Here is a 22,956-nt window from a genome sequence, read left to right on the forward strand (position 1 = left end):
GACCGACTTCCTGGATGACGTGGAGTTTCCCCCCCAGTGGACTCACAAGATCCACAACACGATGATTTGGACGACATTCTTCGTCGCACGCCGACGCCGCACGATCTCGCCGCGCGCTTGATCAACGCGGCCCAAGTCGAGCTCGACGACGCAGAAATAGACGACTCGCTGCGCGACATCCATCTTCCCGATGGCCTGGTCGACCGCATTTTGCACAGTTCGCGCAATCAGCGCGCACGACGGCCGGAACGCGAACCTGTTCACTGGCAACACATCCTCGTTTGGGGGACGGCTGCTTGCTTGCTCGTCGCCGCGTCGGTCTGGGGCTATCAGATAAAGCACCCCGAGCCGGATCCGACCAAGCCGATGGTTGTGATCGCGCCCCCCATCAAAGCAGTCGACAATTCGCTGGTATGGCTCGGCCCCGAGCAAAGCGATCTGGCCCGCGTCGATCTGGCGCACCTGACGCCGGTTGCGGCCGACGCCGGTCAGGCGATCGCGGACTTCGGCCGCCTCCAATGGCGCGATCCCGCCCAGCCGTATTCCGACTCCATGCCGCCGCAGTTGGCCCACCTGGCGTCCGACTTGCCGGTCAATCTAATGGCGGACGCCTTCTTGATGCGGTGGAAACCGCTTGGCGCCCGGCCGCTGATCAACGCCCAGCCGCGAGAAATTCGTCGCGCTGCGTCCACCGACCAACTGGCCGAGTTTTTCTCGCTGTCGCCTGGCTACGATCGCCATTTCCTGCTGCGCGAAAACGAGCAACCGTTTGTGTCGCTCCCCGACGCGAAACTCAACTCGATCACCGCGCCGCTGGCCCCCAGCCGCAGCTGGCGCGAAGCGGTTCGTCAGATCACCACCGATTCCGGCGTACCACAGCCGATTCGCCTGGAAGAGCTGGCGGCCCTGGGCGGCGCCTTGTTTGTCGACGCCCAGCGTCAGCAGGTCGCCTTGCGAACCGCGGCCGGTCCAGCGGTCTTCGCCGATCCCAGCGTTCAGTTGGTGCAGGTCGGTTTGACGGCCGGTAGCGCCGATATCGTCGATCGCCCGCCGACCCATCTGACCATCGCCGTCGATCTAACCGCCAGCATGCAAGAGAGTGGGCGCTGGGACAGCGTCCGCCAAGCCTTGGGCGAACTGATCGACCGCATGTCGACGTACGATACCGTCTCGCTCGTTTGCATTGATGAGTTCAGCCACACGCTGGTCGAAGATGCGACCTCGGCCGACGCCGACGCCTGGCGAGAAACGTTGCGTCAGATGACTCCCAACGATAGCGAATGTCTGGCCGAGGGGATTCGCTTCTCTTCGGCGGTCGCGCTGCGTACCGCTTCGTTCGGCGATATTCGCCGCCCGCTGATCATTATTTCCGACCGTTTTGATCGTTTGACCGATGCCGTTTTCGATGAGTTAATACCGCTGGTCGATGACGCCAACTCGCAGCAGGTCGAGTACCACTGGTTTACGGTCGACGACAGCGATGAGTATGGCCCGCTCGCTCAATTTTGGCGCGACGCCGGCGACGTTTTCTCGGCCAGCGACGAGCGCTCGCTGATCCGCGGCCTGCAGGAAGTCGACTTCGGCCAGCCGACCTGTTTGGCGACCGACCTTCGGCTAACGGTCCACTGGAACACGCAGAGCGTCGCCTCGTATCGTTTGGTCGGCTGTCAGGTCGAAGCGGCTGGCCTTGGCTCGGGACAGGCTCCGCTCGAGCTGCATGGCGAAGAAGCGGCCGCCACCTTATTTGAAGTAGTGCTGACCCCCGATGGTCCGAATGAAGTCGCCCGAATCGAAGCGACTTGGCGCGATCCGGCGACCGGCAAGGCGCGGAAAGAAACGCAGGTCGTCAGCCGCTTGCAGTTCGCCCCGTCGTGGGAAGCGTCGCCGCTTTCGCTGCAGGCGGCGCAGTTGGCGGTTCAAGCGGGCGGGCTGATGCGAGAATCGTATTTCGTCCGACAACGGGGGGGAGACGCCAGCGAATTGTCGGCGATGCTCCGCCGTACCAATCGCCAACTTGTCCGTCACGGCGAGTTCGCCTACCTGGAACAATTGATACGAGCGGCCGAACGCCGTCGCACGAACGGATTTTAGATGCAGGATGCAGTTGAATGATCCAGATTAGACGTATAAGTTAAAAACAGCCGCCAAACAGGCCTGTTTGCGGCGACCTTTTCACCAGAAATCACCGCTTTTCGCCAGATCCTGGTAAACTAGACTAGCCACGCGATCGAGTTGCTTCCTCCTCTCTACTCGATTCGCTTTCGCACTTCGCGACCAGCAAGGACTCTATCAATGCCTCTGTGGGTACAACGTTTCAGCTTGACGTTCGCGCTAGCCCTGATGCTTTCGGCTCCCCTCGCGGCCGAGGAGCCGCGGGAAGCGTTCTTAGAAGGCCTGATCCAACAAGGCTATTACGATCCGGCGATGTGGTACATCGATCAGTTGGAGAAGTCTCCCAAGACGCCCGCGGCGATGAAGGCGACGCTGCCGTACCGCAAAGCGACCGCTCAGCTAGAAGTCTCGCGCACGCAGCGGAACCCAGCCGCTCGCAAAGAGCTGCTCGACCAAGCCGACGCCAACCTCGCCGCCTTTGTGAAGGCGCAGCCGAAACATGACAAGACGATCGACGCCCGCATGCAGCGCGGCGCCATCATGCTGGAGCGAGCCAAGCTAGAAGAACTGCTGGCCGACCGGGAGAAAGACGACGCCGCCAAAAAGAACTACCTGGCCGAAGCGGCCAAGCAATACGATGCGGCCCGCGGCGTCTATCAAGCGACCGTTGGTCAGATCCAGGAAGTGCTGAAGGGGATTCCTTCGACGCTCGATCCGCAAGAAGACGCCTCGAAGATCGAACTTCGCGACGAACTTCGGGGCGCCTACGTTCGCGCCAACCTGCTGGCGGCGACCTCGCTGTACGAGAAGGCGAAGATCACGCCCGACGACAAGAAAAAGAAAGAGCTGCTGACCAAGTCGGCCAAAGAGTTCGACACGATCTTCGGCAAGTATCGCAAGTTCCTCTCCGGTCTCTACGCGCGACTTTACCAGGCCGAAGCCGAACTGGCCCTGGGGGACGCGAAAAAAGCGACCACCACCATTCAAAACGACCTGATGATCCTCGGCGATCAGCCGCAAGAATTTCGAGTCTTGAAGCTGAAGTCGGTCAAGCTGTTGGCCAAGGCTTGGGCGAGCGAAGACCCGCCAAAGTACGAACAGATCGCCAAGGTCTGCGGCGGCTGGTTGGATGAGCAACAGCTGCGGGTCAGCGAAGACCGTGATCCGGAATGGATCGAACTGAAGATCCAACTCGCCAAGACCTACCAAGGCCTGGCGCCGAAGCTGGAGAAGAAGGAAGACAAGACCGAAGCGCTGAAGCGGGCGGTCAAGCTAGCGGTCGACGCCTCGAAATACCCCAGCCCGTTCCAGAAAGACGCTCTAGCGCTGCGAACCGAACTGCAAGGCGCCGACGCTGTGATTGCTGCGACCGACAAGACGCCGGAAACGTTCCAGGAAGCGAACGAAGCGGGCCGGGCCGCGATGCAGGAGATCCAGTCGCAAACCTTCGTCATCAACAAATTGAAGCAACAATTGGCCGCCGCCAAGACGCCGGCCGAAAAGGAAGACCTCACCGGGCAGATCAAGTCGGCCCAAGAGGGACTCGACAAGTCGTTCGCCAACGCCGAGAAGTTCCTGAAAATGGCGCTCGGCAAAGCGGACGTCGACGTCTCCAACGACGACTTGAATGTGATTCGCTATAGCCTGGCCTTCCTCGACTTCCAGAAGAAGGATTACTTTCCGACGATGGTGCAGGCCTCGTTCGTCGCTCGTCGTTATCCGACCAGCGCCAGCGCCAAAGCATGTGCGAAGTTGGCCTTGGCCTCGTCGCTGTTGATCTACCAAGATTCGCCGGCCGAGAAAAAGGACTTTGAAGTCGCTCAGGTCAAGCGAATCGTCAACTTCATGGCGACCCAATGGGCTGGCGAACAAGAATCGAACGAAGCGCTCGCCACCTTGGTCGGCTTTGAAGTCGCCCAAGGCCAGATCGCCGAGGCCCAGGAAACGCTGGCCAAGATCCCCGCCGACTCGGCCGCTCGATCCGATGCGGAACTAAAGCTCGGCCAATCGATCTGGGTCAACTATCTCCGCGGCCTCAGCGCCCAGCGTCAAGCGGCCGCCGATGGCGATCCGTCCGCCGCGCCGACCGACGCGCAGCTAAACGCCATGAAGGAGAAAGCGCTCGAAGTCTTGTCGGCAGGCGTCGATAAGTACGACGGCAAAGAGCCCGACTACAGCTACGTGATCGCGGCCCTGTCGCTGGCGCAGATCTACACCGACATCGGCGAACCGGAAAAAGCGTTCCCGCTGTTTGAGAAAGACAACGTCGGTCTCTTGAAAATGGTCGAAGCGAACTCCGACGCCGTTTCGCGGCAAGGCTTGCCGGCGATGATCTACAAAGCGGCGGTTCGCGCCTACATTTCGGCGTTGCCGAACGTCAAAGGTCAAACCGAAACCGACGCCTTGATGGTCAAAGCGGAAGAAGCGATGACGCAGCTTAAAACGCTGGTCGGCGACGACGCCGCCGGGCAGAAGCAGTTGATCGCCGTCTACATTTCGCTGGCCAAAGACCTGCAAACGCAACTCGAAAACGCCCCGCCGACGCAAAAAGCGGCCCTTTCGGCCGGCTTCGAGGCGTTCCTCAATCGCGTCGGCGAGTCGACCAACGACCCACTGGTGCTCAACTGGGTGGGCGAAACGTTCTACGGCCTGGGCGCCAGTTTGAAATCGGACCCGGTCGCCTCCGGCGACGCCAGCCAGTTCTTCAACAAGGCGCTGACCGTTTACGAGCGCGTCATCAACGAAGGGAGCGCAACCAACCCGCAGCTGCTGCTGCAGGTCAAGGTTCGCGTGGCGGCCGCTCGCGCCGGACTGGGCGAATACGAACCAGCGATGGAATCGTACGTCGACGTGCTGAAAGAGAACCCGATGATGGTCAACGTTCAGGTCGATGCGGCCAAGATGCTGTACGACTGGGGCGTCGCCAAGGATGAAGCCCTCAAGTTTGGCGAAGCGATCCAAGGCGCCTACAAGAACGACAAAAACCAGAATACGGTCTGGGGCTGGGGTCGCATTCAGTCGCTACTGGCGCGCTACGCGTCGAAAGACTCGAAGCAACCCGCCTATCGCGAAATCTTCTTTGAGGCCCGCTACAACATGGCCTTGGCCCGCTATCAGTACGCCGCGCGGCAGTCGTCGGAAAACGACAAGCAGAAGTATTTCGCGATGGCCGAGAAAGACATTCGCAACACCGAGTTCGCTTATCCCGATCTGGGCGGCGAACAGTGGCGAGGCCGCTTTGACGCGCTGCTGAAGAAAATTCAAACCGCGATGCACAAGTCGCCTGTTGGCCTTTCCAAGCGGGAAGCCGCCGGGTCGTAAACCTTCTCCCCACAACCTAATCACGATCGAGCCCTTATTTCGGCTCAAAAATATCTGGAGCGCTACCATGCGAAACACCCTTCGACTGCTGTCTCTCACGCTGATCGCAGCGCTGACTGGACTCGCCTCCGCCGACCAGGTGCGGACCGAGTCGGGCGGCCAGACCGGCAACATCGTCAACAGCACCAAAGACGCGCTGATCCTCAACAAGTCAGGCTCGCCGGTCGAGATTCCGATCGAAGAGATCGTGACCGTCTCGTTCGATGACGAGCCGTTCGCTTTGAAGCAGGCCCGTCAGGAAGCGGCCAATGGCCAATTGCAAGATGCCCTCGATCGCTTGAAGAAGCTCGATCCGACCGGCACCGACCTGATCAAGCAGGAATTCGAATACCTGAAGGCCTACTGCACCGCCCGTTTGGCCTTGGCCGGCTCGGCCGACGCCAACGAAGCGACCAACCTGCTGTTCAAGTTCGCCCAAAGCGCTCCCAACAGCTGGCACTTCTACGAAGCGGCCGAACTGCTGGGCGACCTAGCGGTTTCGCAGCAACAATATGACCGGGCGACGCAGTTTTACGGCAGTATCGCCAACGCCAAGGCGGCCGACTTCAAGGCTCGCGCCCGCGTCTTGGCGGCTCGGGCCTTGATCGCCCAAGACAAATACGCGGAAGCGCAAAAGATGTACGACGACGTGCTGGGGCTGCAATCGCCTTCCCCCGGCGTGGCGCGGCAGAAGGACTTCGCCACGGTCGGCAAAGCGATTTGCGTCGCCGAACTCGGCAAGCCGGCCGATGGCGTGAAGATGATCCAGCCGGTCATCGAGCGGGCCAACCCGAAAGACATCGACCTCTTCTCGGCCGCTTACAACGCTCTAGGTCGCTGCTACCTGAAGTCGAACCAGCCGAAGGACGCGCTGCTGGCCTATCTGCACACCGACATTCTGTTCTACGGCAACCCCGAGGCGCACGCCGAGGCGCTCTACTACATGAGCAAGCTGTGGAAAGAGGTCAACGACCCGGACAAAGGGGTCGCCGCGTACGACTTGCTTCGTTCTCGCTATTCCGGCAGCCGCTGGGCCAGCATGAACTAACGTCGGGAATAAAACCGCCAAACTCGTACGAAGAAAACGTAGTCGACACTCGCGTAAGCCTGATTGTCCAGCCGACATGAGTGATTAGACTGAAAACTTCCCCGCTGGGCCCAGAACGCTTTGCGGGGACTATTCACCTGCTCAAGGTAGCCCGACCGCCAGTTCGCCACCTATCTTGGGTCCCTCTCTTTTTCGCCGTCACATCCCACACAATCGATTTAACTCGAACGGAGCGTCCGATGATCGCAGGATCGTCCCAAGTTTCTCGCTGGTTGTTTCCTGTGATTGCCGCGTTGGCTGTCCTTGTTTCGACCGCCGGCCCGCTATCGTCTCTCTCCTACGCCCAAGAGGATGGCGCTGAGCCCGCCGCTGCCGAACCGGCGGCGGACGCCGGAGCGCCTGCCGCTGATGGCGCTGCCGAACCTGCCCCGAAGAAGCTCGACGCGCTGACCTGGACGATGCAGGCCCTCAGCTACTACTTCTTCGTCTTCCTGTTGATCTCGGTGATTTTTGTGGCGTTATTCGTGATGAACATGCTCAACGCTCGCCGCGACAACGTGGTGCCGCTCCACCTGGTCGAAAGCTTTGAAGCTTGCCTGGACGAAAACAAGGTCCAGGAAGCGTACGACCTGGCCAAAGAAGACGACACCTTCCTGGGCAAGGTTCTCTCAGCCGGCCTCGAGAAAGTCTCGCTCGGCTACGACAAGGCGATCGAAGCGATGCAGGAAGTGGGTGAAGAAGAGAACATGAAGCTCGATCATCGTCTCAGCTACCTGGCGCTGATTGGTTCGCTCAGCCCGATGATCGGCCTGTTCGGCACGGTCGACGGGATGATCCGGGCGTTTAGCGTGATCGCGCTTGGCGGCGCCACGCCGAATCCGGCCGAACTGGCCAACGGTATCTCGACCGCTTTGATGACGACCCTGGTTGGTCTGGCGATCGCGATTCCGGCGATCGCCTCGTTCAGCATTCTCCGCAACCGGGTCGATCGTCTCGCCCTGGAAGTTGGCATCACCAGCGAAGGCTTGATGAGCCGCTTCCAAACGGTCGGTCGCAAGTAATCAGGCCGTTACCGACCTTGAGACACGCGGAGCAAATTCATGCGAATCAAGAAATCACGTCGTGAGTTGGCCGAAGGGGATATGACCCCGATGATCGACATGACGTTTCAGCTGATCGCCTTTTTCATGGTGCTGATTAACTTCAGCCAGGCCGAACAAGACGACAAGGTGAAACTGCCCGACAGCGAACTGGCCCGTCCGCCGGACGCCCCGCTGGTCGATGCGATCACGCTGCACATCCGCCAAAGCGGCGTTATTGTCGTCGGCGGCGACCAGCACGACATGGAACAACTGCGAAAGCGGATGATCCTCGAAAAACAGTATGCCGAAGATCCGACCAAGGTCACCGTCATTATTCGTGGAGACAGGGAGGTGGCGACCGGCAAGGTCCAGGAGGTGATTCGGCTTTGCCAAGATGTCGGCTTTGAACTATTTGCACTAAGAGCAAAAGAGCGAATCTTATTTAATTAGGAAGTTTCGCGGCTATGAAGTTACGTAATTCCGCTCGCCATGCCGGCAGCGACAAGATCGACTTGCAGATGACGCCGATGATCGACATCGTGTTTCAGCTGCTCGTCTTCTTCGTCATGACCTTCAAGGTTGCGGCGATGGAAGGGGACTTCGATATCAAGATGCCGAAAGCGGCGCAAGGCTCTCCCACGATGGACGATCTGCCGCTGAAGCTGACCTTGCGGGCCACGCCGACCGGCAAGCTGGACGAAGTCCGTCTGGGCGATCGCTCGTTCAGCGGACTGTCGTTCCAAGACAAGTTCCGGAAGCTGCAGGATCAGATCATCGAGCAGATCGGCACCAACACCGGTCCCAACTCAGCGGCCGCTACGGCCGAGATCGAAATCGACGCCGACTACAACCTGCAATACGAGTACGTCATCGAAGCGATGACCGCCGTCACAGGGCGAGTCGACAAGGAGGGGAACATCCAGCGCTTGATCGAAAAGGTCAAGTTCTCCCCATCCTCTGGCGGCGGCTAGCCGTGCAGCTTCACCAGAATCAACGTCTCCGCAAAGAGGCCGACTCGCTACCAGCGACCGGCCTCTTTTTTTGTCGCATAGTAGCCCGCAGCGCGAGCGAGGGAAATGCGGATTGAAGAAAAGCGGAAAGCGGAGGTCGAAAGGCAATCCGATTCAAGGCTTCGTCACTCGTCTCGGGCTACTATTTCACGCTCGCGGGTGAAACTGCGTATGCACCTTCTTCAGTCGCGACTGATCGACGTGGGTATAGATCTGCGTCGTCGCGATGCTGGCGTGCCCCATCATCTCTTGCACGTGCCGCAAGTCGGCGCCGCCGGCGAGTAAATGCGTGGCGAAACTATGTCGCAAAGAGTGAGGACTCACTTCCGGATCGATCCCAGCGCGAGCGGCGTATTTTTTCACCAGTTCCCAAATCGCGATCCGCGACAAACGTTTGCCGCGCCGCGAAAGAAACAGATAGGCGGCGTCGCGAGGATTCTTTTTCGTCAGCTTGGGCCGCTCCGCTTCGAGATAGGACCTAACGGTGCTGGCCGCTTTTCTCGCCAGTGGCGCGATCCGCTGTTTCGAGCCTTTCCCTTCGCACTTGCAGTACCCCTCGTCCAGATGCACATCATCCAGGCGAAGATTACTGACCTCCGAAGCGCGGCATCCAGTGGCGTACAGCAGTTCGAGCAAGGCCCGATCGCGCCGCCAGTACGGATCTTCGCTCCAAGGCGCCGTCATCAGATCGTCGATCATGTGCGGCGCGACCACCGACGGAATCCGCCGCCAGATCTTTTGACTGCCGAGCAGTTCGACCACGTTGTCTTGCAAGATTCCTTCCAGTTGCAAATAGCGGAAGAAGATCTTCAGCGAGACGACGCCGCGGGCAATGGTGGCCGGGGCCAAATCTTGGCGATGCAGCCAGGCGACATAGTCGGCCAAATCCGAGACCTTGAGACTGCAGATCTCGCGCGATCCCAGCCATTTTTCAAATCGGACCAGATCGCGGCGGTAGGCGGCGACCGTATTGGCGGCCAAATGACACTCGCTCTGCAGATAATCGACGAACGCCGCCGACATCCGCGCGGCGACGTTGCCGCGGGACTGCAGTTGGGGGCGAACAAGTTTCCGTCGAAGTCTGGCCATGCCTGCCGTTTTTCACGCGGTATGTTTGAGTTGCGTGCGTCATTATCGAGTATCGGCGTCTGGCGAAGCTAGATTGAAACGGCTTGATTTCGCCGCCAAATCAAACGTAACCCCAAGTCACGGTTAACCTTACCGGTCATATTGATCCTAATGGCGATTTCGTCCAGAATCTGGGCGCAGCGGATCCGCCAACTCCAAACAGCCCCCCAACTTGCAGGTAAGTCGCTCATCATGAAAATCCTGGTTTCCGGCGGCGCCGGTTATGTCGGCTCACACACCGCTCGCCATTTAACGCGCGAAGGACATGACGTTTGGATCTACGACAATCTCTCGCAAGGCCATCGCGGCGCCGTTCCGGCCGACCGCCTGATCGTTGGCGATCTGCACGAAGGGGAAAAGCTGACGAGTTTGATGCGGGAGCTGAAGATCGACGCGGTGATGCACTTCGCCGCCAGCGCTCTGGTGGGCGAGTCGGTGACCGATCCGGCCAAGTACTACCGCAACAACATTGTTGCGACGCTGTCGCTGCTCGACGCAATGCGAGCCGCCGACGTCCGCCGCATCGTGTTCTCCAGCACCTGCGCCACGTATGGCGAGCCTGACCAGATGCCGATCACCGAGTCGACCACCCAGTCGCCGGTCAATCCGTACGGCTTTACCAAACTGTGCATCGAACACGCGCTGGCCGACTACGCCAACGCGTACGACTTTGGCTACGCGGCGCTGCGGTACTTTAACGCATCGGGCGCCTCGCCGGATGGAGACATCGGCGAGGACCATGATCCCGAGTCCCACTTGATTCCGATCGTGCTGCAAGTTGCGCTCGGCCAACGCGAAGCGATTTCGATCTTCGGCGACGACTATCCGACGCCCGACGGAACCTGCATCCGCGACTACATTCATGTCGACGACCTGGCGGCGGCGCACCTGACGGCGATGGAGAAACTGGCGCCCGGCGTCGCGCTGAAACTGAACCTGGGCACCGGGGAAGGGGTGAGCGTTCGCGAGGTGATCGAGGCCTGTCGCGATGTGACCGGCCATGCGATCCCCGAAACGATCGCCCCGCGCCGCCCCGGCGATCCGCCCGAACTGGTCGCCGACGCCAGTCTCGCGCTCCAGCAATTGGGCTGGAAGGCGAAATACCTCGACATTCGCGAAACCGTTAAGACGGCCTGGAACTGGCACGTCGCCCATCCCCACGGCTACGACGACTAACCCCCTACGTTCGCCCTCTCTGTCATGCAGCAGATCGTCTTCGAAAAACCGTACACATTCATTCCGCCGCATCGCGGCGATTGGTGGCCGGCGCTGATCCAACGGTTCGATCTGTACGGCTATTACCTGCGCAAGCGGGAAGGGGTCGAAAGCTACGAACTGCGCAACCAACACCTGCTGCGCGAGTCGATCGACGCCGGGCATGGCGTGATGCTCGCGCCCAATCATTGCCGCACCTCCGATCCGCTGACGATCGGCTACCTGGCCAAGGACGTCGGTTTTCATCTCTATGCGATGGCGAGTTGGCACTTGTTTAACCAAGGCTGGTTCAACGCCCTGGCGATTCGCTTGATGGGCGGCTTTAGCATCTATCGCGAAGGGATCGATCGCCAGGCGATCAACACGGCGATCGATGCGTTGACGACCGCCGAACGCCCGCTGCTGGTTTTTCCAGAAGGATCAACGACGCGAACCAACGATCGCGTCCACGCGCTATTGGACGGCGTAACGTTCATCGCCCGGGCGGCCGCCAAAAAGCGGGCCAAGTCAGGCGGCGGCAAGGTGGTGATCCATCCGATCGGCATCAAGTATTTCTTCCGTGGCGATCTACGCACCGCGGTCGATCCGGTGCTGACCGAGATCGAGCGCCGGTTGACCTGGAAGCCGCAAACGCATTTGCCCCTTTTCGATCGGATTTCGAAAGTCGGCATGGCGCTGCTCGCGCTGAAAGAGAGCGAGTACTTCCAGGAGATTCAAAGCGGAAGCACGCAACAGCGGCTTAATGATCTGATCAACCGGCTGCTAGGACCGCTGGAAGAAGAATGGAACTGCCCCGCCGAGTCGCCAGCCGTCGTGCCGCGGGTCAAAGCGCTGCGGATGAAGATCATGCCGGCGATGGTGAAAGAAAAACTGCCGCAGGCCGAACGCAACCGTCGCTGGGACCAGTTGGCCGACATCTACCTGGCCCAGCAGCTTTCGTGCTATTTGCCTGACTATCTGGCCGAGTATCCATCGGTCGACCGGCTGCTGGAAACGGTCGAGCGGTACGAAGAAGACCTGACCGACAAAGTCCGGGTCCATGGCAAGTTGCACGTGGTGATTGACGTCGACGAAGCGCTGGAAGTCTCGACCGAGCGCGATCGCGCGGCGACCGTCGACCCACTGATGGAAGCGCTACGCGATCGCTTGGCGGCGAAACTAGCGAAGCTCTCCCTGGAATCGCCGCTCTACCAGGACTGACGAAAAAGCTTGAGAGGGGATCGCCGCCCACTAGAATAGAGGGCATGAATAACGACCCTATTTCGATTGCCAACACGCTCGCCGATCTCCAACCGGGAGAATTGGGGGACGTTTTCGTGCAGTTGGTGGGCCGCGATGTCGGCATGGCTCGCAACGGCCAACCTTATGTGCGGCTCGAATTTCGCGATGACCGTCGCCGCGCTCAGATGATGATCTGGAGCGACTCGCAGTGGTTCGACGCTTGCCAAAACGAGTGGCGCCCCGGTGAGCACTTCAAGATCCGCGCGGTCTATCATGAATCGTCCCGCGGCAAAGAGCTGCGGCCGAACAAGATTCGCCCGGTGTGTGACAAGGACCACGAGCAAGGCTTCGATCCAACCCGCTGCCAGCCAAGATCGAGCGAAGATCCGACCGACCTGTGGGACGCGGCGGTGACGCTTTGCAAATTCTCCATCGCCGACGAGTCGCTGCGGCAGCTGGTGGAAACCTTCTATACCGAACAGCGTGACAAGCTGCTGATCGCCCCCGCCGGACTTTACCATCATCATTGCTACCAAGGAGGACTGCTCGAGCATCTGCTCAGCGTCGCGCAGACGACGATCGACTTGATCGAGCGCTATCGTCACAGCGTACCGTCGTTGGCCGATCCGACGACCTGCGACCTGGCGATCGCCGGGGCGCTGCTGCATGACGTCGGCAAGCTGCTGGAGATCGACCTAGACCAGGGGGGAGTCGCCCGAGCCATCGAAGGCCAGATCCTGGGGCATGTGCTGATGGGTCGCGATCTGGTGCGTGATTGTGGTCAGCAGGTGGGCGTCGCGGCGGAACTGCTGATTCGCCTGGAACTGATCGTGCTGACGCATCAGGACTACTACGCTGATGGGGACTATCGCCGGCCGATTTCGTGCGAAGCGCTGCTGGTGCAACAGGCCGATCGGATCGATTCGGAACTGCATCGGTACTCCGCAGCGCTCGACGCCTCAACTGCAGGGCCGGTAATACCGCGAGACAACCCGTTGGGCCGGCCCATCTTGCGATTATCCGCATCCCCCGACGCAGAGGTAAACGGCCAGCCGTGACTGTAACAACCGGCAAAACCGGAACAGGAATTCCACAATCGGCGAAGGGAACGATTCTTCCCACATATTTCTAACGTAGGCTTCGGCAGCAGCGGTTGGACGAGTCTTTGACCGCGATTGCGACTCCAACGAGGCCTAGTGTGTTGTTCGTATTTCTCTGTGGGATGATGCTGGCCAATCTGGCGATCGGATTTGGCTTGGCGTTCTACCTGCGTCAACTCGTCGTCGACGATCGAGCGATTGTTGCGCTCCAGTCGGAAATGGAGGGGACCGAGGTCGACGTCGATCGCGAGCTCTCTTGCGATTCGGCGAACGCTCCGGAGCAGATGACGGTACGCGCACGCGCGATCGCCTCGATTGACGCGATCCCACCTGAGTACGTTGACATGCTCAAAGGAGAGTCGGTCGTCGCCAACAGCCTGGTGGAAGCTTCGGCCGAAGTCTTACGACTGGAGGTCGGTCGATATCGGGACGCGCTGATCGAAATCGACAACCAAATGCGGGACATGGACGAATACCCCGACGACGGTCTGTTGGAAGTGATCACCGTCGAACTGGAAGACCTGAACCGCGAGTGGCTGAACAAACAAGCCGACGCGGCGGGCACGCTCGACGGCAACTCGGACTCGCTGGGCGAATACTCCGACATCGGCAGTTCGCTGAACATGGTGCTGATGGAGCAAGCCGCCCAGATCGAAACGACGATCAGCAACATCGAACAACTCGATCTCACCTCCGATACCAGCGACGCTCGTCGCCGCCTGATGCAGGAAGTCGGCCGCCTGATCGATCTGGCGCATGACCTGCGTGACAAGATGCAAGACACGATGCTGACGATCTTGCGAGCCGAACGCCGGCTCGGTGAAGTCGATCGCAAGATGCAGTTCGACGGACTGACCAAATTACACAATCGCAACGGCCTGGAAGTCGTCTTCTTCGAGTGGTGGCGAGCCGACATTCGCCGCGAACGAATCGTCAGCGTCGCGCTGCTTGACATCGACAACTTACGAAAAATCAACGATCGCTTTGGCGCCTTGGCCGGCGACCGCCTGTTGGCCGAGTTTGGCCGACTGCTGGGAGAACTGATCCGCAAGGACCGCGGCTTCGACATCGTCTGCCGCTCGACCGGTCAGCAGTTTGTGATCTTCTTTGGCGATACTGGTCCCCGCAATGCGACCAGCAGCGTCGAGCGGATCCGTCAAACGTTGGAAGCGACCAGCTTTGATCTCGACGGCGAAGCGGTCGAGATGGAGGTCAGCATCGGCGTCACCGAAGTGGACGCCGCCGATACGACGACCAAGGTGATGAAGCGACTTGAGAAAGCGATGCGCGTCGCCAAACGAAACGGTCGCAACTGCACGGTGATCGACGAAGGGAACGGCCCGACGCCGATCACGCCGCCCGAGTATCGGGTCAACGGCCGCACCATCACCGTCGAAGAACGCTAGTCGGCTTTCCGCCGGGCGATCAAAACGCGCGGCAACTTGGCCAGGTCTTTCTCGACCGTTGGCGGCTCGAAGTGGGGACTTCCTGCCACGATCGCGGTCGCCGCTTCCGCCACGATGGGGCCGAACTCAATCAACAGCCAGCCGCCCGGCTTCAGTCGCGATGGCGCCTGCGCGACAAGCTCGCGAATCGCATCGAGTCCATCTTCGCCGCTAAAGAGCGCCGCGTGCGGCTCAAACTCCAGCACGTCGCGGGGGAGCGTCGGCTTTTCGACCAGGCCTATGTAAGGCGGATTGCTGACGATCACGTCGAGCGTCGGTTGCTCATCCAGGGCGTTCAATAGATCGCTTTCAACGAAGACAACACGGTCAGCGACTTCGTGCTTTTCGGCGTTCGCCTGGGCGATCTGGAGCGCCGCCGGGCTGATGTCGACCGCCGTCGCCTGCAGCGTCTTCAGTTCTTTCGCCAGCGTGATCGCAATACAGCCGCTGCCGGTTCCGACGTCACAGATTTGCGGGGCGCCCGACTTGGCGATCTCGCGCAGTCGATCGAGCGCTGCGATCACCAGGTGTTCGGTCTCGGGGCGCGGGATCAAGACATCCTGCGTCACCTTGAAGTCGCGCGAGTAAAACTCTTTGCGGCCCAGCAGATAGGCGACCGGCATGCCGGAGGCTCGTTGTTTGACCAGCCCGCGAAACTTGCCGCGAGGTTCATCGGCGACGACTTCGTCAAACCGGGTGTAGAGTTCGATCCGCTTGCAGCCAAGCGCTTGGGCCAGCAGCAGTTCGGCGTCCAAGCGAGGCGAGTCCGCATGCTTCTGTTGCTGCAGATAGTCGGCGGTCCACTTTAAGAGGCGTCCTACCGTCCATGGCTCTTCCGCCGACATAGCATCTCCCGCGACTGCGCCTCTGCGGCGTCATTGGGTTGGCTTACTCTTCGAGGTCGCCCATGTCGCCGCGCAATTGCTGGCGATCGTAGTCGACCAAGCCGTCGATGACCGGCTGCAAGTTGCCGGCGATGATCTGATCGAGCTTGTACAGCGTCAGGTTGATCCGGTGATCAGTGACGCGGTTTTCCGGGAAGTTGTAGGTGCGAATCCGTTGGCTGCGATCGCCCGATCCGACCAGCGACTTGCGGTGATCGCTCCGTTCCTTCTCTTCGCGGGCACGCTTCACTTCGTACAGCTTGGTTTTTAGCAAGCGGAGCGCCTTGGCCAGGTTCTTGTGTTGGCTTCGCTCTTCGCAGCACTGCACGATAACGCCATCTTTGTGAATCAGGCGGACCGCCGACGCGGTCTTATTGACGTGCTGACCGCCGGGACCGCTCGACGCGGCGTACCGCTCGACTTCGTAGTCTTCCGGGTTCAGCTCAAACTCGACGTCTTCCGGCTCCGGCATCACCGCCACGGTGGCGGCCGATGTGTGGACGCGGCCTTTGGCTTCGGTCTCGGGAACGCGCTGGACGCGGTGACCGCCGCTCTCGTACTGCAGTTCGCGGTAGACCCCTTCGCCTTCGACGCTGACCATGACTTCTTTGAAGCCGCCCAGTTCGGTCGGGTTGGCTTCCATCACTTCATACTTCCACTTCTTCGCTTCGCAGTATCGCTTGTACATTTCGTACAAGTCGCGAGCAAACAGGGCCGCTTCGTCGCCGCCGGCGCCGCCGCGAATTTCGAGCACGATCCGCGTACGGTTGGCGTCTTCGCCGCCGATCGTCATGTCGAGCAGCTCTTGCCACAGCTTTTCGCGATGCCCCTTCAGCGATTCGATGTCGGCCTCGGCCAACTCGCGCATCTCTTCGTCGTCCCCTTCGAGCAGCTCTTTCGCGTCGCCCAGTTCGTCGATCGTCTTCTTGAAGGTCCGATACTTGGTCGCCAACTTCGCCAGCGAGCCATGTTCGCGCGCAATCGTCGCCATCTGGTTGGAATTGTTCATGACCTCCGGGTCGCTCATCTGCTTTTCGAGCAACTCGAATCGGGCCAGCTTTTCCTCCAGCATTTCACGCATCGGAGAACCTCACGATAATCGGTGGCGAATCAAAAAAAGTAGTCAGTCAACAAAGAACGCGAGCCTTCTGGACAGAAAGCTCGCGCAGGGCAGTGATCGTTGATGACGTCGCTACTTCTTTTTCTTCTTCGGCTTCTCGAGGCTCGCGTAACCGCTCTTGGCGATCTTGTTCTTGAACTTCTCGATACGACCGCCCGAGTCGACGAACTTCAGTTTGCCGGTGTAGAACGGGTGGCAAGCGCTGCACACGTCGACGACGATTTCTTTACGGGTGCTGCGGGTGGTGAACGAGTTGCCACAACCGCACTTCACGACCGCTTCTTCGTAGCGGGGGTGAATTTTCTCTTTCATGACGGCATCTTCCTGCGTACTTGGTCGCGAGACGGTACTACCCCGTCTCGTTCACATAATGTCAATAATCCATCAATCATATCGGTCGTGCCGCCCAGCAACAAGGGGAAGCGCCCGCCACACCCTCCGCCCGAGCAAGGGAAGAGCAACCATCGGAACCGGCAGCCGCGGGATAAGCAATCTATCTTCAAGCCAGATCAACAGTTAGAATTGACCCACTGGGCATCGCTCGCTTCTGGCACTTGGGGGCGACGTGCCGATTCAGACGGCCGCAGCAGGCGGCAGCACACCACGCAAGTCAATACAAGATAACATGTTACGCTACAGCACCGCAGGCGAATCGCACGGCAAAACTCTCTTGGCCCTGGTGGATGGTTTCCCAGCCGGCGTCGAGATCGAGACCGATGCGATCGACGCCGACCTGAAGCTCCGCCAAGGAGGCTACGGTCGCGGCGGCCGCCAGCGAATTGAGACCGACAAGGTCGAGGTACTGACCGGCATCTGGAAAGGGGTCTCGCTAGGCAGCCCGATCGCCCTGCAGGTGATCAACAAAGATTACAAGCTGGAACGGCTCGAAGATCTCCCTCGTCCGCGGCCTGGACATGGCGATTTGACCGGCGCCATCAAGCATCTGGGCCCGGTCCGCGGCATCCTGGAGCGAGCCAGTGCCCGCGAAACGGCAGTTCGCGTCGCCGCCGGCGGTTTGGCCAAGCTACTGCTCAAACAGTTCGGGATTACCGCATTTGGGTATGTCTCGGAACTGGGGGGCGTGAAGATCGACCCCCAGGACAGCGATCTAGGCAAGCTGCGCAATCTGCGTACCGACAGCATCATTTATTCGCTCAATCCTGACCAAGACGCGGAGATCAAACAGCTGATCGACGCCACTGGCAAGAGCGGCGACACGCTAGGCGGCATTGTGGAAGTTCGGGTCGACGGAGTACCATTCGGCCTCGGCACCCACACCCAGTGGGACCGAAAACTGGATGGTCGACTCGCCCAAGCGGTGATGGCGGTGCAGGCGATCAAGGGAGTCGAGATTGGACTCGGTTTCGAGGCGGCCCGCCGCCCCGGCTCGCAGGTCCACGATCCGATTCACTTTGATCCGCAGCATCGCGATCAGCCCCACCTAGGATTTGTCAGGCCGACCAACAACGCCGGCGGTTTGGAAGCGGGGATGACCAACGGGCAACCGATCATCATCCGGGCAGCCAAGAAGCCGATCAGCACGCTGGCCAAGCCGCTCGATTCGATCAACCTCGATACGAAAGAAAAGCAGGGCGCCTCGTACGAACGGAGCGACGTCTGCGCCGTATCGGCCGCCGCGATCATTGTCGAAAACGTGGTGGCGTTTGAAATCGCCACAGCGCTGGTCGACAAGTTTGGGGGCGATAGCCTGCAAGAGATGAAAGCTCGCTACGATCTGTTCCAACAGATGGCCCGCGAGCGCTAACGTAACGTTACCCTTTCCATCGCGCGATACGAACAAGGAAGTTCTGTTGCACGAGTCGACCAACCGCCTACTTTGCCGATTGGCCTTTCTGGCCCTCTGCATCTTGCCGACGTTCGCGACGTTTGGCTGGATCGGCTATCGGCGTAGCTCTTGGGCGCATACGGCGCTGGAGCAACGCTTGTCGGATGAGCTTGGCCTGAAGGCGACTTTCTCGAAGGCGTTCAATCCACGCCCCGGCAAGTATGTGCTGGAAGACCTGAAGCTGCACGTGGTGCAGCAGCCAGCGGTGACGATTCCGCTGATCGAAGCGGAAGAGCAGGGGGGCGTTTGGCGAGTGCGAGCCAGCGCGTGTGATTTGTCCTGGTCGCATCGGCGTCGTCTATGGGAGACGCTCAACGAACGCCTGGCGATCGCCGGTAATCGCAAGATCACGCTGCATGTTGGCGCCGTTCGCTTCGACCAACCGTCGCTGCCGCCGCTAACGCAGTTCGCGGTGGAATCGAGCGTGCTGGAGTCAGGCGTGCGCAGTTCTTCGGCCCTGTTTTCGCTGGAAGGAATCGCGTCGACGCAGCCAATCGTCGCCCGGCTTGAGACTTCGCCCGAGCATAACAATATCGACATCGTCTTTGACAGCGGCGATGCGAAGATCTCGAGCCAGACGCTGGCCACACTGTTCCCGTCGGTACGCCTGTTTGGTGACGAGGCGATCTACAGCGACATCTACATCCAGCGAACCGCGGCCGCCGCTGACCGGACCACCATCCGTGCGATCGTCAGCGATATCGAATTGGCGGCCCTGGTCAACAGGCGTTTCGACCACACGCTGGTCGGCAAAGCGAACCTCACGCTCAAAGAAGCGACCTTGGTCAACGGAAAACTGCAGGCGGCCGACGGCTGGCTATTGAGCGAGTCGGGAGGACGGGTCAGCGTCTCGCTGGTTCAAGACGCGTCGCAGTATCTTGGCATCTTGATTGATAATTCGCTGATGCAAGATTCCCGAACCGACCAGGTCGGCTTCGATCAGTTGGGGATCGAGTTTCAGTTGCGGTCTGGGCAGCTCTCGATTCGCGGCTGCTGCGACAAGACGACCCCGGGCGCGATTTTGGCCAACACGCACCATGCTTTGGCTCTACAGCCGACGGAGAAATACATTCCGTCAGCCAGCTTGATTCAGACGCTTGACGCCGACGAGACGATCACGGTCCCAGCAACCGCCGAAGCGGCGGAGCTGCTGGACCTGCTTGTCGTGCCGGCCGTGGCCGAAGAGCCGATCCACGGCGAGTTCCTGCGTTAAATCCGACGTAGGCTGGGTCGAGCCCCAGCACGTTCAGCGTTAACCGTGAGAAGAGCTGGGTCTTGACCCAGCCTACGAACTGGGCCAGATCCAACGGTGCTACAGGGGAAACTTCTTACCCTTCCAAACCGCGCTCGGCGTCGGCCGACTCGGCGTTGATCACTTCTTCTTCGTCAACCAAACGCGAAACGTTGTCGGTCTGGTGATTCGCCGGTTTGACGACGTTGGTCACCTGGAAGCGGACCGCGGCGACGCCGAGGTAAACCAGGTTGAGCGCCACGAAGCCGAGCACATAGCCCTGGCCACCTTCGCCAAAGCCGTACGAGTGCAGGCCAACCGCCTGACCGCCGCTGAACATCGGCAGCAGGAAGTTCACCCCGTACCAGGAGAAGACGATCATCGTGAAGCCGAGAATCGTTCCCACGACCAGGCCGAAGTTGTTGAACCAGCCGGCGAAGCGACCGTGCAAGATCGCCAGGTAAACCAACAGCGAGATCAAGGCCCAGACTTCTTTCGGGTCCCAGCCCCAGAAGCGACCCCACGAGACGTCGGCCCACAAGCCGCCCAGGATCGTTCCGGTCGCCAACAGCAACACCGAGACCTGAATCGCCCGATAGCAATAACCGGCCAGCACCGCACATTGCTCCGGCGGACGATAGCCCAGCTCGGCCTGAGCTTGGTGCGCCGGACGGAAACCATCCGGCGTGTTCACCGGATCAACCGGCGGGCGATACTTGCCAAACATGTAGAAGAACAAAGCGATCACGCCAAGCGCCCAAGACAACATCCCGGCGCCATAGCTGGCGACGATCGTCAGCACGTGCACCGTCAGCCACATATTGGATCGCAACACCGGCTGCAGCGGCGAGAAGTTCTCGTCCAACACCGGGGCGAATGACGCCACGCAGAAGAAGAAGGTCGCCGCGCCCGAGGCGGCCAAACCAAAGTACGACCGCTCAAGCACCGCCGGCAAGCTGGTCGAAACGCTACGATTGACCAACCAGTCGCGGGCAATAAAGTACACGGCGAACAGGCTGCTGACCAAGAGCCGCGGCACAAAGTAGACGGTGATCAGCAGGGTGAGCATCTTCACCAGCCAGATCGCGGCGTCCTTGGCCATGTTCGACGACAGCGAGAACGCGGTCAGCGGATTGAGATCGGTAATGATCGGGCGATTGCCGTCGCTATAGAGTGCGAACGCGAGCATCCAAACGGTGAAGATCATCAGCGGCACGCGAACCACCGCGGCGATGATGCCGAGCACGGTCCAGACGCCGGCGGATTGCGTTTCCAACTGGCTGGCCGATAGCGGCGTCGCTTCCGGCGTGCCAGGGCAAGCGGTCGCTCGCCACGCTTCCAACCGGCCGCGATCAATCAGCGGCAACAATAGGAACGCGGCGCCAAGCACGGCGACGACCCACGGCACAAAGACGACCGTCTCGTACATGTTGGTCACCGGCGCCCAGCCGCTGATCGTGATCCGCAGATAAAACGCGTAGGTCGACCAGACGATCGCCGTGATCAGCAGCGCCGTCCCCGACCAGAACATCACCTTCCGCAACACGCCGAACGACAGCGAATAGCAAAGCGTCGCCCCCAGGCAGATGATCCAGGCGATCATGAACGGGTCAAGCGCGTTGTAACGCACCTCGGCCGCAATCCGCGGGCTATCAGCGGGCGGATAAGCGGTGTAGGCGAGAATATGATCATCCTGCTGATCGTCTTCGACCAGATCGCGCCGGGCAGCGTCGGTCTGTTCGCCGATCGAACGGAGCGCAGCGGCCAGTTGCGTTTGCGCTTCGGCGGTCGGTTCGCCGGCGACATACTTGTTAGTCAGATTCTTCCAGGCCGCTTTGACCTGATTGATTTTGTCCTCGGGATAGCCTTTCAGCACTTCGCCTGAGCCATACAGAATCGTCGTCAAACCGAGCCACGGCTGGGCCATGTTTTCGGTGTCGCGATCTTTCTTCAGTGCGGCGGCGTTCAGCGCCGGCACGACGTAAAGAGTGCCGGAGAGACTGCGATTGAACTTCTTGACCAGGTCTGAGCCTTCGTACAGGCCCAACTGCATTTCGAGGCCGAGCCGATCAAGTTCGCTCGTCTTGACCAGCATTTCCTGGAACATCGGCTTGATCGTTTCGTACTGCGAACGGCTAAGCGTTTGCTGCGTATCGGCGCGGTCCCGTTCGACGCGAAGCAGTTCGGCCAGTTCGTGGGCCGAAGCGCGGAAGTCGGCGACCAGCGGCTCCACTTCTTCCAGCGTGGGCGGTTCGTCGGGACCGAGCGGTTCGGCCTCGTCGTTTTCCAGAAACGCATGAGCGTCGACCTGGGCGTTGACCAGCATCGAAAAGAGGGCCCGATAGGACGACAACAACCGATTGGCCGACAGGGCCATCGGCGATTCGCCCCCCAGTTGCATCAGCATCTGGTACTGATCTTCCAGCGTTTGATTCTTGACGTTCGGCTCTTGCGACATCACCTTGGCGGCGGCCATCACGCTATAGAACAACCGATCGCGTCCGCCGGGCATCGGCATCGCTTCGTTCAGCGTGATCTCAAGCTGCGGATCAAACGTCACATCGCGGTACAGGGCGTACTTCATCAGCACGTCCCAAACGCGCTGCTGGGCCGGCGTCATCTCGAAATCCTTGCCTTCGGCGCGGCGGCGGGTGTCGATATCGAGCAAGTACTTGCGCAGCGCGACCGAGTGGGTGATTTCGTAGGGGGAAGCGAAGCGAAGTCGCTTGCCGGCGGGACCTTCCAGCGGCAAGCCGAGGGCGTTACGCACCTCTTCATGCTCGGCGATGATAAAGGGAACCCGCTCCCACTCTTGCGGCTGCGCCAACCAATTGAGCAGCAACTCCGACGGTTGGAACTTGCGTTCTTCCCCCGCGGGCAAGATCGAAAGGGCGTCGGCCATTTCCGGCTTGGCCAGCTCTTCGGCCGAGTAGAAGTCGACCAGGTTCAACTTCACCGACGTCTTGTCGTGCGAAGTGATCTCCTCCACAACGAGATTGGCGAGCGTATCGAGCGGCTTCACGCGGCCGTTGTGATAAACCGGCAGCTCTCTCCAAACCGTCGCGTCAAATTTTTCGGCGGCGCCGGCCGGCGAAGAACAGGCGGCCAACAGCAAAAGCGCGGCGAATGCGAATAAGGGGCGAAGCGATTTCAT

Annotated in this window: 17 protein-coding genes; 12 read left to right on the forward strand and 5 right to left on the reverse strand. The window is 60.1% G+C overall.

What is annotated here, in order from left to right; all coding sequences use genetic code 11:
* Nucleotides 1-36 precede the first annotated feature (36 nt).
* The 6 genes from Enr8_RS18045 (at nucleotide 37) to Enr8_RS18070 (ending at nucleotide 8,573) form a co-directional block, all read left to right on the forward strand.
* Nucleotides 37-2,091, forward strand: a complete 2,055-nt coding sequence (locus Enr8_RS18045) for a vWA domain-containing protein (protein WP_146434135.1) — start codon at nucleotides 37-39, stop codon at nucleotides 2,089-2,091.
* Nucleotides 2,092-2,292: 201 nt separating this feature from the next.
* On the forward strand, nucleotides 2,293-5,433 hold the full coding sequence (locus tag Enr8_RS18050; protein ID WP_146434137.1) for a hypothetical protein: 3,141 nt from the start codon (nucleotides 2,293-2,295) through the stop codon (nucleotides 5,431-5,433).
* A 67-nt stretch (nucleotides 5,434-5,500) separates the two neighbouring features.
* Nucleotides 5,501-6,520 carry a tetratricopeptide repeat protein gene (locus Enr8_RS18055; RefSeq protein ID WP_146434139.1) on the forward strand — a complete coding sequence of 340 codons (1,020 nt, stop codon included), beginning with the start codon at nucleotides 5,501-5,503 and terminating at the stop codon, nucleotides 6,518-6,520.
* Between the two features lie 293 nt (nucleotides 6,521-6,813).
* Complete coding sequence (locus Enr8_RS18060) at nucleotides 6,814-7,581, forward strand: MotA/TolQ/ExbB proton channel family protein (RefSeq protein ID WP_390620200.1); 768 nt, start codon at nucleotides 6,814-6,816, stop codon at nucleotides 7,579-7,581.
* A gap of 39 nt (nucleotides 7,582-7,620) precedes the next feature.
* Entirely contained in the window at nucleotides 7,621-8,052 is a 432-nt protein-coding gene (locus tag Enr8_RS18065) for an ExbD/TolR family protein (protein WP_146434144.1), read from the forward strand.
* A gap of 14 nt (nucleotides 8,053-8,066) precedes the next feature.
* The gene (locus tag Enr8_RS18070; protein ID WP_146434146.1) at nucleotides 8,067-8,573 is read left to right on the forward strand and encodes an ExbD/TolR family protein; all 507 of its coding nucleotides are present in this window, start codon (nucleotides 8,067-8,069) and stop codon (nucleotides 8,571-8,573) included.
* Nucleotides 8,574-8,759: 186 nt separating this feature from the next.
* Here the strand turns inward: Enr8_RS18070 and xerD are convergent, their stop codons facing one another.
* Nucleotides 8,760-9,701 carry a site-specific tyrosine recombinase XerD gene (gene xerD, locus Enr8_RS18075; protein ID WP_246120144.1) on the reverse strand — a complete coding sequence of 314 codons (942 nt, stop codon included), beginning with the start codon at nucleotides 9,699-9,701 and terminating at the stop codon, nucleotides 8,760-8,762.
* Between the two features lie 231 nt (nucleotides 9,702-9,932).
* On the opposite strand from xerD, the gene galE reads away from it, so the two are divergent.
* The 4 genes from galE to Enr8_RS18095 all read left to right on the forward strand — a co-directional run bounded on the left by galE (nucleotide 9,933) and on the right by Enr8_RS18095 (nucleotide 14,682).
* Nucleotides 9,933-10,916: a UDP-glucose 4-epimerase GalE gene (gene galE / locus Enr8_RS18080; protein ID WP_146434148.1), complete on the forward strand. Its 984-nt coding sequence runs from the start codon at nucleotides 9,933-9,935 to the stop codon at nucleotides 10,914-10,916.
* A 24-nt stretch (nucleotides 10,917-10,940) separates the two neighbouring features.
* Nucleotides 10,941-12,155 (forward strand): 1-acyl-sn-glycerol-3-phosphate acyltransferase, encoded by a 1,215-nt coding sequence (locus tag Enr8_RS18085; protein WP_146434150.1) that lies wholly within the window; start codon nucleotides 10,941-10,943, stop codon nucleotides 12,153-12,155.
* A gap of 44 nt (nucleotides 12,156-12,199) precedes the next feature.
* Nucleotides 12,200-13,234 (forward strand): HD domain-containing protein, encoded by a 1,035-nt coding sequence (locus tag Enr8_RS18090; protein WP_146434152.1) that lies wholly within the window; start codon nucleotides 12,200-12,202, stop codon nucleotides 13,232-13,234.
* Nucleotides 13,235-13,374: 140 nt separating this feature from the next.
* The gene (locus Enr8_RS18095) at nucleotides 13,375-14,682 is read left to right on the forward strand and encodes a GGDEF domain-containing protein (protein WP_146434154.1); all 1,308 of its coding nucleotides are present in this window, start codon (nucleotides 13,375-13,377) and stop codon (nucleotides 14,680-14,682) included.
* Here the strand turns inward: Enr8_RS18095 and prmC are convergent.
* The 3 genes from prmC to rpmE all read right to left on the reverse strand — a co-directional run bounded on the left by prmC (nucleotide 14,679) and on the right by rpmE (nucleotide 17,037).
* Entirely contained in the window at nucleotides 14,679-15,566 is an 888-nt protein-coding gene (prmC, locus tag Enr8_RS18100; protein ID WP_146434156.1) for a peptide chain release factor N(5)-glutamine methyltransferase, read from the reverse strand. The two genes, Enr8_RS18095 and prmC, sit on opposite strands and share 4 nt — an antisense overlap.
* 43 nt (nucleotides 15,567-15,609) lie before the next feature.
* Nucleotides 15,610-16,686, reverse strand: coding sequence for a peptide chain release factor 1 (prfA, locus tag Enr8_RS18105; RefSeq protein ID WP_146434158.1), 1,077 nt, complete (start codon nucleotides 16,684-16,686; stop codon nucleotides 15,610-15,612).
* Between the two features lie 111 nt (nucleotides 16,687-16,797).
* Nucleotides 16,798-17,037, reverse strand: a complete 240-nt coding sequence (rpmE, locus tag Enr8_RS18110) for a 50S ribosomal protein L31 (RefSeq protein WP_146434160.1) — start codon at nucleotides 17,035-17,037, stop codon at nucleotides 16,798-16,800.
* Nucleotides 17,038-17,350: 313 nt separating this feature from the next.
* Here rpmE and aroC point away from each other — a divergent pair, with 313 nt between their 5' ends.
* Together aroC and Enr8_RS18120 are read left to right on the forward strand one after the other, a co-directional pair.
* Nucleotides 17,351-18,490 (forward strand): chorismate synthase, encoded by a 1,140-nt coding sequence (gene aroC / locus Enr8_RS18115; RefSeq protein WP_146434162.1) that lies wholly within the window; start codon nucleotides 17,351-17,353, stop codon nucleotides 18,488-18,490.
* Nucleotides 18,491-18,536: 46 nt separating this feature from the next.
* Entirely contained in the window at nucleotides 18,537-19,784 is a 1,248-nt protein-coding gene (locus tag Enr8_RS18120; protein ID WP_146434164.1) for a hypothetical protein, read from the forward strand.
* A 115-nt stretch (nucleotides 19,785-19,899) separates the two neighbouring features.
* On the opposite strand, the gene Enr8_RS25860 is transcribed toward Enr8_RS18120, so the two are convergent.
* Nucleotides 19,900-22,956, reverse strand: coding sequence for a cytochrome c biogenesis protein (locus Enr8_RS25860; protein ID WP_222434903.1), 3,057 nt, complete (start codon nucleotides 22,954-22,956; stop codon nucleotides 19,900-19,902).

This window comes from Blastopirellula retiformator (assembly GCF_007859755.1).
Classification (GTDB): domain Bacteria; phylum Planctomycetota; class Planctomycetia; order Pirellulales; family Pirellulaceae; genus Blastopirellula; species Blastopirellula retiformator.